Source organism: Ligilactobacillus acidipiscis DSM 15836 (assembly GCF_001435755.1).
Taxonomy (GTDB): Bacteria; Bacillota; Bacilli; order Lactobacillales; family Lactobacillaceae; genus Ligilactobacillus; species Ligilactobacillus acidipiscis.
This window is the reverse complement of sequence record NZ_AZFI01000041.1, coordinates 1-13,231: the sequence shown is the minus strand read 5'-3', so window position 1 is coordinate 13,231 and position 13,231 is coordinate 1. Positions and strand designations below refer to the sequence as shown.

General features: G+C 39.5%; 12 protein-coding genes and 1 riboswitch. Of the genes, 1 reads left to right on the top strand and 11 read right to left on the bottom strand.

All coding sequences use genetic code 11. The features are described 5' to 3' along the window. Positions 1–487: 487 nt before the first annotated feature. From serS to FC65_RS04575, 7 genes are all read right to left on the bottom strand, one after another. Positions 488–1,759, bottom strand: coding sequence for a serine--tRNA ligase (serS, locus tag FC65_RS04605; protein WP_056971731.1), 1,272 nt, complete (start codon positions 1,757–1,759; stop codon positions 488–490). Positions 1,760–2,083: 324 nt separating this feature from the next. Continuing rightward, complete coding sequence (locus FC65_RS04600; protein WP_082618992.1) at positions 2,084–3,598, bottom strand: amino acid permease; 1,515 nt, start codon at positions 3,596–3,598, stop codon at positions 2,084–2,086. Between the two features lie 144 nt (positions 3,599–3,742). Continuing rightward, a riboswitch (Lysine riboswitch) is annotated at positions 3,743–3,923 on the bottom strand. A gap of 110 nt (positions 3,924–4,033) precedes the next feature. Continuing rightward, entirely contained in the window at positions 4,034–4,753 is a 720-nt protein-coding gene (gene budA, locus FC65_RS04595) for an acetolactate decarboxylase (protein WP_056971730.1), read from the bottom strand. A 52-nt stretch (positions 4,754–4,805) separates the two neighbouring features. Beyond that, positions 4,806–6,500 carry an acetolactate synthase AlsS gene (gene alsS / locus FC65_RS04590; RefSeq protein WP_056971729.1) on the bottom strand — a complete coding sequence of 565 codons (1,695 nt, stop codon included), beginning with the start codon at positions 6,498–6,500 and terminating at the stop codon, positions 4,806–4,808. Between the two features lie 50 nt (positions 6,501–6,550). Next, a complete protein-coding gene (locus FC65_RS04585) occupies positions 6,551–7,045 on the bottom strand; it encodes an Rrf2 family transcriptional regulator (RefSeq protein ID WP_010499587.1) in 495 nt (164 codons plus the stop codon). Between the two features lie 4 nt (positions 7,046–7,049). Then, complete coding sequence (locus FC65_RS04580; RefSeq protein ID WP_056971728.1) at positions 7,050–7,580, bottom strand: GNAT family N-acetyltransferase; 531 nt, start codon at positions 7,578–7,580, stop codon at positions 7,050–7,052. A gap of 72 nt (positions 7,581–7,652) precedes the next feature. Next, positions 7,653–8,429, bottom strand: a complete 777-nt coding sequence (locus tag FC65_RS04575; RefSeq protein WP_010499583.1) for a zinc-ribbon domain-containing protein — start codon at positions 8,427–8,429, stop codon at positions 7,653–7,655. A gap of 424 nt (positions 8,430–8,853) precedes the next feature. Between FC65_RS04575 and FC65_RS04570 the strand changes: the two genes are divergently transcribed. After that, a complete protein-coding gene (locus FC65_RS04570; RefSeq protein WP_382405671.1) occupies positions 8,854–9,927 on the top strand; it encodes an LCP family protein in 1,074 nt (357 codons plus the stop codon). Between the two features lie 160 nt (positions 9,928–10,087). On the opposite strand, the gene FC65_RS04565 is transcribed toward FC65_RS04570, so the two are convergent. The 4 genes from FC65_RS04565 to FC65_RS04550 form a co-directional block, all read right to left on the bottom strand. Then, positions 10,088–10,288 (bottom strand): cold-shock protein, encoded by a 201-nt coding sequence (locus FC65_RS04565; protein ID WP_010499572.1) that lies wholly within the window; start codon positions 10,286–10,288, stop codon positions 10,088–10,090. Positions 10,289–10,445: 157 nt separating this feature from the next. After that, positions 10,446–11,093: a metal-dependent transcriptional regulator gene (locus FC65_RS04560; protein ID WP_056971727.1), complete on the bottom strand. Its 648-nt coding sequence runs from the start codon at positions 11,091–11,093 to the stop codon at positions 10,446–10,448. 48 nt (positions 11,094–11,141) lie between these two features. Next, positions 11,142–12,050: an RluA family pseudouridine synthase gene (locus FC65_RS04555; protein WP_056971726.1), complete on the bottom strand. Its 909-nt coding sequence runs from the start codon at positions 12,048–12,050 to the stop codon at positions 11,142–11,144. 121 nt (positions 12,051–12,171) lie between these two features. Beyond that, the gene (locus FC65_RS04550) at positions 12,172–13,062 is read right to left on the bottom strand and encodes a hypothetical protein (protein WP_056971725.1); all 891 of its coding nucleotides are present in this window, start codon (positions 13,060–13,062) and stop codon (positions 12,172–12,174) included. Between the last annotated feature and the right edge of the window lie 169 nt (positions 13,063–13,231).

Genomic DNA, 13,231 nt, shown 5'->3' with positions numbered 1-13,231 from the left:
CGAAACTTTGTTCAGTTTTCAAAGATCTACTAACAATTACAATTAACTTTTTAAGTATACCATTGATTGTTTCCAAATGTCAACAACTTTTTTTAAATGAAGTTTTCTTTCAAAAACAAAGACAACTTTTAAAGTATACCGATTTATCTAAACAATGTCAAGATAAATTTTTGTTTTATTGAAAGTACCGGTAAAAAACAGCACCTGTCTTTCAAACAACAAATATAATCATACCAACCAGTTCGCCTGCCGTCAACACTTTTTTTAAATTATTTTGATCAACATTTAAATCACGAATTTTAACCTATCCAACCAACTAAAATGTTATATTTTACTTTAAAATACACTGTGAATAGTTGCATCGTTCGTATTAACGATTATAAAAATTATTTCTTACTCAGCTTTCAGCTTTAAGACATAATTTTTATCTAAAAAAGCTGTTTAATAAACAGAAATAACTTTCCTATTCATTAAGCAGCCATAAAAATTATTTAGTGATTTTTTCAACGCCATGCATATATGGGCGAAGAACTTCTGGGATCGTAACTGAGCCATCTTCATTTTGATAGTTTTCTAAAACAGCAGCTACTGTCCGACCTACTGCAAGTCCAGAACCGTTTAAAGTATGCACAAATCTTAATTTGCCATTTTCATCACGATACTGAATATGTGCTCGCCTTGCTTGAAAATCTTCAGTATTAGAACAACTCGAAATTTCACGATAAGTGTTTTGAGCAGGCATCCAAACCTCTAGATCATGTGTCATCACAGCACTAAAGCCCATATCTCCAGTGGACAAAGTGATCACATGGTATGGTAAACCAAGTTTTTCCATAATACTGCCGGCATTAGCTGTCATTTTCTCCAATTCATCATATGAATCTTCTGGTTTGGTATACTTGACCATTTCAACCTTATTAAATTGATGCATCCGGATCAATCCACGAGTATCACGCCCAGCACTGCCTGCCTCTGAACGGAATGATGGACTTAAAGCTGTCACATAAACAGGCAACTTTTCAGCAGGGATCACTTCACCACGATAATAGTTAGTCAAAGGTACTTCGGCAGTAGGGATCATCGTCATATTTTGTCCCTGTATCTGATAAACATCTTCTTTAAACTTAGGAAATTGACCAGTTCCAAACATTGATTCATCATTAACGATGTATGGAGTGATCATTTCCGTATATCCTTCTTTTTCATGCTCATCCAGCATAAAATTATACAAAGCACGTTCTAATTTTGCACCTAAACCTTTATAGTAAACAAAACGTGCTCCTGAAACTTTGGCACCTCGTTCAAAATCTAAAATATCTAGTTCTTCACCAAGATCCCAATGGGCCTTTGGTTCGAAAGCAAATTTACGCGGTGTCCCCACCTTACGTAATTCAACGTTGGCACTCTCATCAGGACCAACAGGAATAGTTTCGTTAGGCAAGTTAGGCAAACGAGCTGCCATATCATTGACCACTTCAACAGCATGATTTGCTTGTTCATCTAATTCCTTGATTTTTTGTCCCACTTGGCGCATTTTCGCGATTGCATCCGAAGCATCTTCTTTATTACGTTTGGCCAAAGCTATCTGGCCCGAAACATCATTACGTTGACTCTTTAACTGTTCAGCTTGGCTCAATAATTCTCTACGCTTCTTATCTTCCGCTAATAAAGCATCGATCTCTTCAGGAGCAACTCCACGTGTCCCCAAACGGCGCTTGAATTCATCTGGATCCTGCCTGATCATTTTAACATCTAACATTACAATTCCTCCTTGATTTACCTGATCGTTCTTGATAAATAACCATTCACCAAGATTTTTTTGACGTTAAAAAAAGCAAGCCTTCCATCCCACTAATTGGGACGAAAGACTTGCTTTTCGCGGTACCACCCAAGTTCGAATATTAAATTCGCACTCTACAAAATAACGGTCTCCCGTGCAGCATTACCTGCCCATCGAAAAATACATTGGAATTTCAGCTTCACAGTTTCCACCAACCACTGTGTCTCTTTAATACCTACTTAAGATGTACCATGACGTTTATTTATTTGATTAACTTAAATATAAGCGAAAGTTTGAAAAAGTTCAAGCTTTCTTAGCTTTTTTTTCGGCATTCATATCATGCGGTGTCAAATCAACTTCCTCTAACGGGATCAGTTTAGTCTTATGCTTGACTTTATAGTAAATATATAAAACTAAAAACAAGGGTACTGACATATATGAAAATAAAATTGCTTGCCAGTCAAAATCGGCAAAAGAATGCAGGTCTTGCCCAATGATCACCAGTATACATAAGACCAGCGCCAAAATTGGCCCAAGCGGGAACCATTTTGCATGATATTGCAACTCAGACAGATCATGTCCCTGAGCCTTAAATGCTCTTCTAAAACGGTAATGTGATAATGCTATCCCGACCCAAGCAATAAAACCGCTTAGTCCACTAGCACTAACAAGAAAATTATAAATATGATCTCCAAAAATACTTGTCGAAAATGTGATCAGCCCAACAGCGGCCGTTCCTATCAAAGCAGGCATTGGTATGCCGCGTGTATTGACCCGCTTAAAGATCTTCGGTGCATTACCTGAAACCCCTAAAGAAAACAACATTCTGGTTGAAGCATACATCCCTGAATTTGCAGCAGATAACACAGACGTTAAGATAACGGCATTCATGACACCTGCTGCAGCAGCCAGTCCAGCACGACGAAAAACTAACGTAAATGGACTGATCGTAACATCGGCTGCATCAGAACCTAATAAATTAGGACTTGTATACGGGATTAAAGCCGCAATAACAAAAATTGACAGGATATAAAACAAGATGATCCGCAAAAAGACCTGCTTAACTGCCTTAGGAATACTTTCTCCCGGATTCTCAGATTCACCGGCAGTAATACCGATCAATTCCGTTCCTTGGAAAGAGAAACCAGCCACAACAAAGACTGAAAGTATTGACGGTATCCCGCCGACAAAAGGAGCCTTCTTGTAAACAAAGTTATCCAAGTAAGCAGCATGACCATCCATGATCCCAAAAATCGTTAAAAACCCGATCACCAAGAAAACTATGACCGTGACTACTTTGATCAAGGCCATCCAATACTCAGCCTCTCCAAAAGAATTAACTGATAAAGCATTGATAATGAAAATAAGTACTAAAGCAACCAGACTAAAAGTCCAACTTGGAACATGCGGAAACCAAAACTTAAAAACCAATCCCACTGTCGAAATATCAACAGTGAGTGTGATCGCCCAGTTAAACCAATAATTCCAGCCCATCGCAAATCCCATTGCAGGATCTACGAACCGCCTTGCATATGTCGCAAAAGAACCAGTCACTGGTAAATAGGTTGCCATTTCACCTAAAGATGTCATCAAAAAATACACCATCAGACCAATACCGGCATATGCAAGCAAAGCACCGCCGGGGCCAGCCGTTGAGATCGCCGACCCACTGGCAACAAATAAACCAGTCCCAATACTACCACCTAAAGCAATCATCGAAACATGTCTTGTTTTCAATGACCTTTTAATTCCATTAGCTCCTTCTTTTGGTTCAGTTGTCTGCTGACCATCATGACCCTTTGAAACATCCTGTTCCATCAAAATAGTTCCCTCCAAATAAAATTTTTCATTCGAAGAGGCGACCAAGAAAATAATAAAATAACAAAAAGGCGCGGTTTTCATAATCGAAAACCGCGCCACCCGATATCCTATCAATAATCATCCCGTAAAAACGGCAAATAACATCTCGATAGCGCCCCGTGGAAGTATTCCTCCACGACAGTTCCCAGCATCTTATGCAGGGCCCCAGCTACCAGCGCGGAAAATCACTGGTACCTTCGGCAGGCTCCCCTTTCACATGACCTCCGTCTTTTTCCCAACTAAGTCATCTTACTATTGAAACCCGCGACCTCTTTTCGATATTGCATATTATAAGACTAAAAATGTTTAAATAACAAATAAAATATTTTAGGTATTATACTGATTTTGCATTTTTGAACTACATTATTGGCTGCTAAACACCATGAAATCAACTTAAGATTCAGAATGTCTGATTTCAGAATCCATTTTACTCAATTCAAAATTATGTTGCATAAATTCTTGATCTTCAAGAGGGAAATGTTGTTCCACACTAGCAAAAGGCTGAATAGCCAATGATCCTTCACTGACTGTGAAGTCAAGCAAATGTCCACCCATCGTTTTGTTATCATTCAAATAATGCAAGTGAAAGCCGGCCGAAGCCATGCCTTGGAAAAGTTCAGGTGAAAAATACCCGATCACGGTCCCTTGACTATTATCCTCCTCAAAAATCGCCTGCTTATCTGCAACTTCTGCCAAAGTTGGATAAGGTCGTTTTTGTGCAGCTACGGCTCGTGTTTTAACATGGGAAAAGTTGCCCGTGATCTTCACAGCGAAAAAGACATTTTCTAATGCATTTTTATGAAATATTTTTTCGCCTAAGTCAGCCTCGTTAAGGTCATTGACTTTGATTTTTTCTGCATTTTTATCGTCAAAATGCACAGTCGCAAATGGGACCATGGTTTCGTCAGGCAAAGTAGCGATTTTACCATCACTTTTGACCAAATATGGCGTCCCTTCCAAAACGACCATCTCTCCGCCTAACCCTGTGGCTGTCCCAATACCCGTATCTCCATTTTTTAAGAGCTTGCCGATAGGAAAAGTCCCTTCAAACAAACCTGGAACCAATGTGGCTAATGTGCCATGTTGATATAATTTGGAATAATTTTTTACCAAAATAAATCCCCCTCTTAAAACTGTTTATAACCTGTTAAATGTTTTCTCCAGACTAACGTAATTGATCGTCCAATAACTGCTTACCAAGTTCTTGGTTAAAACTATAGTCGACTGGAATGTCAACCACAACTGGACCGTCTGTCTTAAAGGCCTGATCTAGTACTTTGCTTAAATCAGCCGCTTTATTGACCCTTAATCCAGCCGCACCAAAACTTTCAGCATATTTGACAAAGTCTACCGGCCCGAATTTGACAGCGGCAGAAGTGCCATACTTCATTTCTTCTTGGAATTTTACCATGTCATAATTACCATCGTTCCAGATGATATGCACAATATTTAAATGCAACCGAACCGCTGTTTCAAGATCTTGGGCGGAAAACAAGAAACCACCATCGCCAGAAACTGAAACGATCTTAGTTTCGGGACGAACTAAAGCTGCTGAGATAGCCCATGGCAATGCGACTCCTAAAGTCTGCATCCCATTACTGAAGAGTAAATGACGCGGATTGTAACTGCGGAAATGTCTTGCCATCCAGATATAGAAACTCCCGACATCAACAGTGACCGTCATTTCATCCGAGACCCGCGCTTGTAAAGCATGGATCACAGAGAGCGGATGGGAGCGTACTTGCCCGTCCTCTAATGCTGGCGGCTCATCTCTTAACTTCAATTGGTCACGTAATTTTGCCAAGAAAGGCAGGGACTGTTCAGGTAAATTAAAGCCTTTCATGTATGGTAATAAAAACTCCAAAGTCTGTGAAATGTCGCCGACCAACTCCCGTTGCGGTTGGAAGTTTTTATCCAATTGTGCACGCATCGAATCTATCACAACGATACTTCTATCAGGATTGGTATTCCAGTTACGCGGTTCATACTCGACTGGGTCATATCCGATCGCTATCACAAGATCACTTTCTTTAAGAAGTTTATCCCCTGGCTGGTTGCGGAATAGACCTACTCGGCCAAAAAAGTCGTCTTCTAGTTCACGTGAAATGATCCCAGCGCCCTGGAAAGTTTCTACGACTGGCAAATGAGTATCACGCACTAAGTTGCGGATCGCATCGGTGGTACGTGGGTCTGAAGCGCGCATCCCCACCAACAGGACCGGTAATTTAGCTTTTTTGATCCGCGCAGCTAACAATGTTGATTCGATCGGGCTGGCAGGTCCTAAGATCGGTGAAGGGATCGGTGCCAAAACATCAGTCTTCACTTCACTATCCGTCACATCTTGTGGGATCGAAACAAAGCTTGCCCCCTGTTTAGATGCTTCTGCTTCTTGATAAGCATTAGCGATAACTTCCGAAATATTATCCGGGTCTTGAACTTCAGCATCATACTTAGTAATACCCGTAAATACAGAAGTATTATCCATACTTTGATGAGTCTGACGCAAAAGGTCAGTTCTTTGCACCTGTCCAGACAAAGCTAAGACCGGGTCACCTTCTGTAGTCGCTGTTGCCAAACCCGTAGCTAAATTAGACGCCCCTGGTCCTGAAGTAGTGATCACAACACCAGGATGTCCAGTGATCCGTCCAATACCTGCCGCCATAAAAGCAGCATTTTGTTCGTGTCGTGTCAAAACAAATTGCGGTGCATTTTTATCAGTCGGATGATCAAGCTTTTCAAAGATACGGTCAATTTTCGCACCAGGTATTCCAAAAACATACTTAACATCATGGTTGATCAAACTATCAACCACTGCATCAGCACCATAATACTTCTTGTTTTTATCTTTCTTGTCTGTCATTTTCATACTCCTTTTATTGCTTAAAATATTTAGGTTCGATCCTGCAAAATTTAATTCAATTTATTGATATCTTCTTCAGTCAAATTATTCCAATCAACCAAAGGTATCTGATCGACCTTAAAGGTCTGCCATAAAATATCTTGGACAGTCACATTTTCAATATAATCAGACCACCGCCGATCAGCTTTATGGAAAACATCCGTGATCGCACTATCAGCCTGAGTAGCTATTGAAGGAAAGTCCTTAAAGGCTCGCACAAAAAAACCAAGATCAGGGAAAGTGTCGACCTGTCCTTCAGTCGCATGATAAACCTCCAATAACGTAATATCTTCCGGTTCTTTCGCTAATGAAAAACCACCGCTGTTTCCAGAAACAGATGTGATCAAACCACCCACCACAAGTTTGCGCATAATTTTATGCAAGTAAGTAGCAGATCCGCCTAAAGTTTCATTAATGACGCCCGAAGAAACTGGAATGTCCCTTTTTTGTGTGGCCAGTAAAGCAACGATACATGCGGCTTGCTCAAAACCTTTCGTCAATTGCATTATCTCAAAACCTTTCTTCCTTTTGAACTAACATCTTAACATAAAACAACTCCAAGATTTTTTTGTTCGATTGAAAAACATCAAAAACCTCTCTATCCCCCTGAAATTTAAAACCATTTTTTTGCAAGACTTTCTGAGATGCTAAATTATCTGCATACACTCGTGCCTGTAAGAAACTAGTTTTTTTACTTCTTTCCAACTTGCACAACGCAGCTAAAGCTTCAGTCATGAAGCCCTGTCCCCAAAAATCTTGATTTAAAGCATATCCAACTTCCCGGCCATTTTTTTCAACTAGCCCATCGGCTTTGATGATTTCAAAAGCGCCGATATTACCGATCACTTTAGCTGAGCTTTTTTCTTCCAGTGCTAAAACCCCATCGCGGAAAAGCACTCTTTCAAAAGAAAAGGCATCCCTTTTTGTGCGCAAAGGAGTAAAATTAGCTCGTTTTGCCACCTGTTCTTGCGAACCATACTCCAATACATCTTGCCAATCTTTTTTTTGAAATTGGCGCAGTATCAATCTTCGAGTTTCCATCATACTTAGCTCCTTTTGTTTCCAAGAAAGTTGGCTTTGTTCACAAAACTAGTTAAAATGTTGACTGGCATTTTATTTGTCATGCTTATTTTTATTCTTTTTCCTAGGATCTTCAAATGTATATGTTGATTTAGTACGTCGTTGTGGCATCGCTGCGATAATAAATGCTATTAGATCACCACCTGGAATAAAGAGCAAAAGTGCAAGGTAACCAGGCAATTCAATATCATGCAGACGTCTAACTTCTGCCGTTAATAGCGCAACGTAGAAAAACGCTATCCAAGCTGCAACACCAAGTAGATAAATATTTTCTACTGAACCTGACCCCATAGAAGCGAACAAGGAAGCAAGCAAGCTGATCATGATCCCAGCTGGGATCGACAATAAAAACGTTCCTAACAGCCCATACCAAAAATCAGCACGTCCCATCCTTTTGTTAACATTGATCCAATCTTTTAGAAACAGTCTCGTTGAAGGAACAATACCTGGCCGTAATGATTCATTTTTGCCCAAGACATGAACCTCTATGCCTTCTTTTTCAGCCATCTTGATAAACTCTTTTAATTTTTTGGGATCGCTGATGTCGATCGTCGGGACCTCCTGTTTTTCTTTTTTTTCTGCGATTTTTTCTTTCTTTTCAGCAGGTTCGTCCAAATTTTTTAATAAAATTTCTGCCTGATCTTGGCCGCAATAGTAGCAATAGTTGGAAGAGACCGGGATTTCTTTGTCACACCGCTTGCACTTTTTCATCTCAACTTCACTTGAGCCGACTTCTTGCTTAGTTCCACAAAACGAACAACGCTCTTCTTTTAATTCATTCTTTTTTCCGCACTTTTGGCAATAAAACATTGCTAATTTTGACATCCTTTCTACAGCGTGTTCCGATCAAAAAATTTATCTAGCAATAACCATGTGCTTATTCATTACAAGATCAGAGGTAAACAAATCATTTAAATCATGCAATACTTTCACATTATATCATGTTTAGTAAAGAGCTTAGTTGCTAAAATATGTAGTCTAGCCGTAAATACTTAATAATTATTCTGTCAAAATAAAACCATTTTTAAATTTTACCAAATATGCAGTATAATACCTTGTATGTTAACATTTAAGAATTTATGCTATTCAAGTTAGCAACATTTTTCCTGTAGCTAACTGTCTTAAATACATACAAGGTCCTGAACTTTGAGAAATTAACTGTGATCAAAGGCCATTTTCAGTGTGGGTGAACAGTGTTTTTTCTTTGGCTTTGTAATTTTCAGGAGGATTTTTTATGCCACAACGCAGATCGCAATATACTCAAGCCGACTCTTCATTTAGAGATGAAGAAATGCAAACTGATGAACCCTTGCAAAGAAGACATCAGACGCCTCATCACCGTTTAAAGGGCTGTTTTTTTTGGTTCCTATTATTTTTTGTGGTCGTTTTGTTAGCTGGTGGTCACTACATTTATCAGAAATATCGAACGGCTCACTCCACGATCAATACGATCCACAAAGAAACCGGCGTCCAAAAAGCCCGAGACACACAAGCTGCCCTCAAACAAGGCCGACCGATCTCGCTTTTATTGATGGGAACTGACACTGGGGCTTTAGGGAGAACTTATAAGGGCCGAACTGATACTTTAGTCTTAGCAGTTTTAAATCCCAAGAGTGAAGCAATGACTTTGGTCAGTCTTCCGCGCGACACTAAAGTAGCAGTTTATGGGCATGAAAGTGATTATCCTGCCAAACTAAACGCAGCTTATGCTTATGACGGTTCTGCATCGGCTGTCCGCACAGTGCAAAAATACTTAAACGTGCCGATCGATTATTACGCTACGATCAACATGGGCGGGCTCGAAAACTTGATCAATGCAGTTGTCGGAGTAGATGTTTCTCCTACTTTAACATTTTCTTATGGCGGTTATTCATTTACAAAGGGTCAAAAAACACATATGAATGGAAAAAAAGCACTAGCATATGTCAGAATGCGTTATTCTGATCCACAAGGCGACTATGGACGACAGGAACGTCAGCGTCAAGTCTTAATGTCTGTCGCGATGGAAGCCACTCAAGTTGAGAATCTTTTAAATGAAAAATTTTTGAACACTGTTTCTAAACAAATGACAACTGACCTGAGTTTTAATGATATGTTACTGTTAGCCGCAAAATACCGTAAGGCAACTCATCATATGAATTCAACTCACTTACAAGGCCAATCAAGCATGATCTCTGGTCAATCATTTGAAGTTCCAGATGAAAGTGAAAAGCAGCGTATTACCGATCTGCTCAGAAAGGCGCTTGATTTGTCTCCAGACCAAACAGGAAGCACTTTAAGTTCCAGTGACGAAATAAATGTCAATTAAAATAATAAACAAATAAGGAGCTTCGTTAACAAGCAAAGCAGCATTCCCCTCAAATTAAAAAAATTGCTGGGACTGTAACTTTACAGAAAATGAAGCTCTTCTTTTTGCAGACACAAAAAAAGCAAGCTCACAAGGGCTTGCTTTTAATTTTAATTTTTAATTAGTCTTTAACAACGTTAGCTGCTTGTGGGCCACGGTCGCTGTCTTCAACATCAAAAGTTACATGTTGACCTTCGTCCAAAGTCTTGAAGCCGTCGCCTTGGACAGCTGAGAAATGTACGAATACATCGCTGCCGTCTTCGCGTGTGATAAAGCCATAACCCTTGTCTGCATTAAACCATTTTACTGTTCCTTGTTCCATTATAATGGATCCTCCTTGTTGCGCCTTTCGGCACGTATATTGTAATTCTAGTCGGNTTTATGGAGGAAATCGTGAAACATCCTTACCAAAAAAACCTATTCAAACTACATAAAGAATTATAACACAGACTAATAATAATTGATACAGCTAATTTCAACTAATTTACAAAAATATAATGAGCCGCATTGTAACTGATGCTGACTTCTTTTCCTGTATCAACAAGTTTGACCTTGATTGGGCCTTCAAAGGGAACATGCTCCACAACAGTAAACTTATCACCGATGTTTAGTTTGATTTCACCAAGATACGTCAATAACTCATGATTATCAACGAAACGGTCGACAACTTTTGTTGAGCCTGTTTCTGCATCAGCTAACAAATCATAACTTTCTTCGGCATAATCGCCATCGATACTTGGGATCATTCCCCCATGCGGACAGTTCTTGGGGTGTCCCAAAAAGTCATCTAAATGCTTTACTAAGTTATCACTAGTCGCATGTTCCAAGACTTCTGCATCATCATGAACATCTTGCAGCTTGTAATTTAATTTATCAACTAAAAACGTTTCCCATAAACGGTGACGCCGAATCAAATTTTCAGCAACCTCGATCCCATCAGCAGTTAGTGAGATCCCTGCGTATGGTGTATGGATCACTAATCCTTCACTGACTAATTTAGTAACCATTTCTGTGACCGAACCAGCTGCCACGTTTAGGCTTAGCGAAATCTGTTTGTTGCTGACCTTACGCTGTTTGCCACCAAGTTCAAATATAATTTTTAAATAATCCTCTTTTTTAGGGGTCAAATTATTCACCTCATGTATTAATTTACCGATTCCACCTGGCCAAAAGATTCACTGACTTTTTTCATTGCGCAAATATTTGAGCGTGTCAGCGAGATCTTGGGGCAAGCGGCTTTCATATTTTAATTTTTTATTAGTAAATGGATCAACAAAGACTAACTTTGCCGCGTGTAAAGCTTGCCTTCTCATTCCAAATTCATCACACTGTCCACCATAAAGTTCATCACCCACTAATGGATGACCCAGATAACTAAAATGGGCACGGATCTGGTGGGTTCGTCCGGTATGAAGCTGAACTTCCACAAGTGTTGCAAGAGAGCCAAAATTTTCTAAGACCCAGTATTCAGTTCTGGCTGACTTTCCTGCCTCATTAACCTCTTGGGCAAAGCTGCCAGCAGACTGACGCAAAGGAAGGTCTATCAGATCATGCTGTTTTTCAACGTGCCCTTCAACCAGTGCCACATATTTCTTAACAACACTATGATCTTCCATTTGCTTATTGATCAACCCCTGTGCAAAGCGGTGTTTAGCAACTAAAGTCAAACCACTTGTAAATCTGTCCAAACGAGTTAAAACGTGAGGTACTAGATCCTTGGCATTTTGACTAAGCAAATATCCCTTGACTCGATTGACCAAAGTATCACTACGATTATTTGGTCCAGGCACACTATTTAAGCCCGCTTGTTTATCGATCACCAGCCAATTTGTATCTTCATACAACACATTCAACTGGCCGTCACTAGGCGGGACCCCAGGATCAGGTTTTTCTGGGGCTAATATTAAAGTTACAGCACATGGATCTATCAGCAGATGACCTAATCTTTGACTTCGATGATCTACCAATACTTTTCCCTGATCATGTTTGATAGTCCGAAACATGCGATGACTTACGCCATGTCGCGCCAAAAATGTCTTAACAGTTTCTTCGCCTTGATCATCTTTTTGCCATGTAAATTTCATGAACTAGTCCCTTTCGCTTCAAAATAATGTTACTGCCAAATCGCTTATTGAACGAACCGATTTAAGGGCATTACTTTTTATTATAGCAGAATTTTGACAATTTTAACTACTTCATCTCAAATCAAAAATTATTTTTCAAAATAAGTCTCCCTACTAAAGCAACACCTAACAAGAATATGCCGATATATCCATATAGTCTGGCATAATGATCGAGAGTTGAGATCACGGCCGTCCCATAATCAACTATAAATGACCGATACATTCCAACTGAAGCAGCAAAATTATCGACCATGCCGCTGACTTTAGTTAACTCCACCAACAACCACACTAGCAAGCCCACTAAAAGGAATGCGATTCCCGTATAATGTGAAAACCTGAAAAAGGACCTTGTTTGAATAAGTAGTAACACCGCCAAAATGAGACTTAAAATTATGCCCCATAAATACATATTGTGAAAAATATGTTGTGCTTTTTGCAAAAAACTGCTGCCTTTTTGTAACAAAGAATTATTGATTTGATTATTTATTGCCGTTTCAACTTGGGCAACAAAGTTACTTTTATAACTCAAAAAATCTTCAGACTGTGTCGAAACTCCCTGCTTACGTGCCTGGGTCATAAAATTATCTGTTATCTGACCAACTATTTTAGATGGCGCCAATAATTCATTTTGCCCTGCATACACGTTATTGATCGCTTCGTTCAGGTCTTCTTTGACCTGCTTTTTTGTAACAAGATCGCCATCTAATCGAAATCCTGCATCCGAAGTAATAAACGAGTTTACAGAAGCAGACAATCCCTTGTGCAAAGCAGAGACATTCTCAGTGGTCACCAATTCTTTTGTGGTAAAGCTCTTGTCTAGAAAAGAATTCTTGGCTATTATCCCCAGTAAGCTACACATCAATGTCACCGACAAGAAGAATGTGATCAGCTGACTAAGACCATATGAAGGCGGTTTATTTTGAACAAAATGTTGGCCTCCTCCCCGTCGCAGTTCTTCTTTTTGCTGAGCCATTTTACCACTTCCTTTTGTTAAATTTACCTGGCTTTATCATAGCATAGGCTGAAGTAAGAATTAAAATATACACCCTTTGCAAATTAAAGATTATCATAATTTGTACAGTATTTTATCTCACTTTACTAACATAAGTTATAATACGCGTGGTGCTAGTTCGTCATAAAAT

What these genes read in the sequence shown, in the direction of transcription:
- serS (WP_056971731.1), bottom strand. Translation starts at nt 1,759, where the DNA reads ATGTTAGATGTTAAAATGATCAGGCAGGATCCAGATGAATTCAAGCGC.
- FC65_RS04600 (WP_082618992.1), bottom strand. Translation starts at nt 3,598, where the DNA reads ATGGAACAGGATGTTTCAAAGGGTCATGATGGTCAGCAGACAACTGAA.
- alsS (WP_056971729.1), bottom strand. Translation starts at nt 6,500, where the DNA reads ATGACAGACAAGAAAGATAAAAACAAGAAGTATTATGGTGCTGATGCA.
- FC65_RS04585 (WP_010499587.1), bottom strand. Translation starts at nt 7,045, where the DNA reads ATGCAATTGACGAAAGGTTTTGAGCAAGCCGCATGTATCGTTGCTTTA.
- FC65_RS04580 (WP_056971728.1), bottom strand. Translation starts at nt 7,580, where the DNA reads ATGGAAACTCGAAGATTGATACTGCGCCAATTTCAAAAAAAAGATTGG.
- FC65_RS04575 (WP_010499583.1), bottom strand. Translation starts at nt 8,429, where the DNA reads ATGTTTTATTGCCAAAAGTGCGGAAAAAAGAATGAATTAAAAGAAGAG.
- FC65_RS04570 (WP_382405671.1), top strand. Translation starts at nt 8,854, where the DNA reads ATGCCACAACGCAGATCGCAATATACTCAAGCCGACTCTTCATTTAGA.
- FC65_RS04565 (WP_010499572.1), bottom strand. Translation starts at nt 10,288, where the DNA reads ATGGAACAAGGAACAGTAAAATGGTTTAATGCAGACAAGGGTTATGGC.
- FC65_RS04555 (WP_056971726.1), bottom strand. Translation starts at nt 12,050, where the DNA reads ATGAAATTTACATGGCAAAAAGATGATCAAGGCGAAGAAACTGTTAAG.
- FC65_RS04550 (WP_056971725.1), bottom strand. Translation starts at nt 13,062, where the DNA reads ATGGCTCAGCAAAAAGAAGAACTGCGACGGGGAGGAGGCCAACATTTT.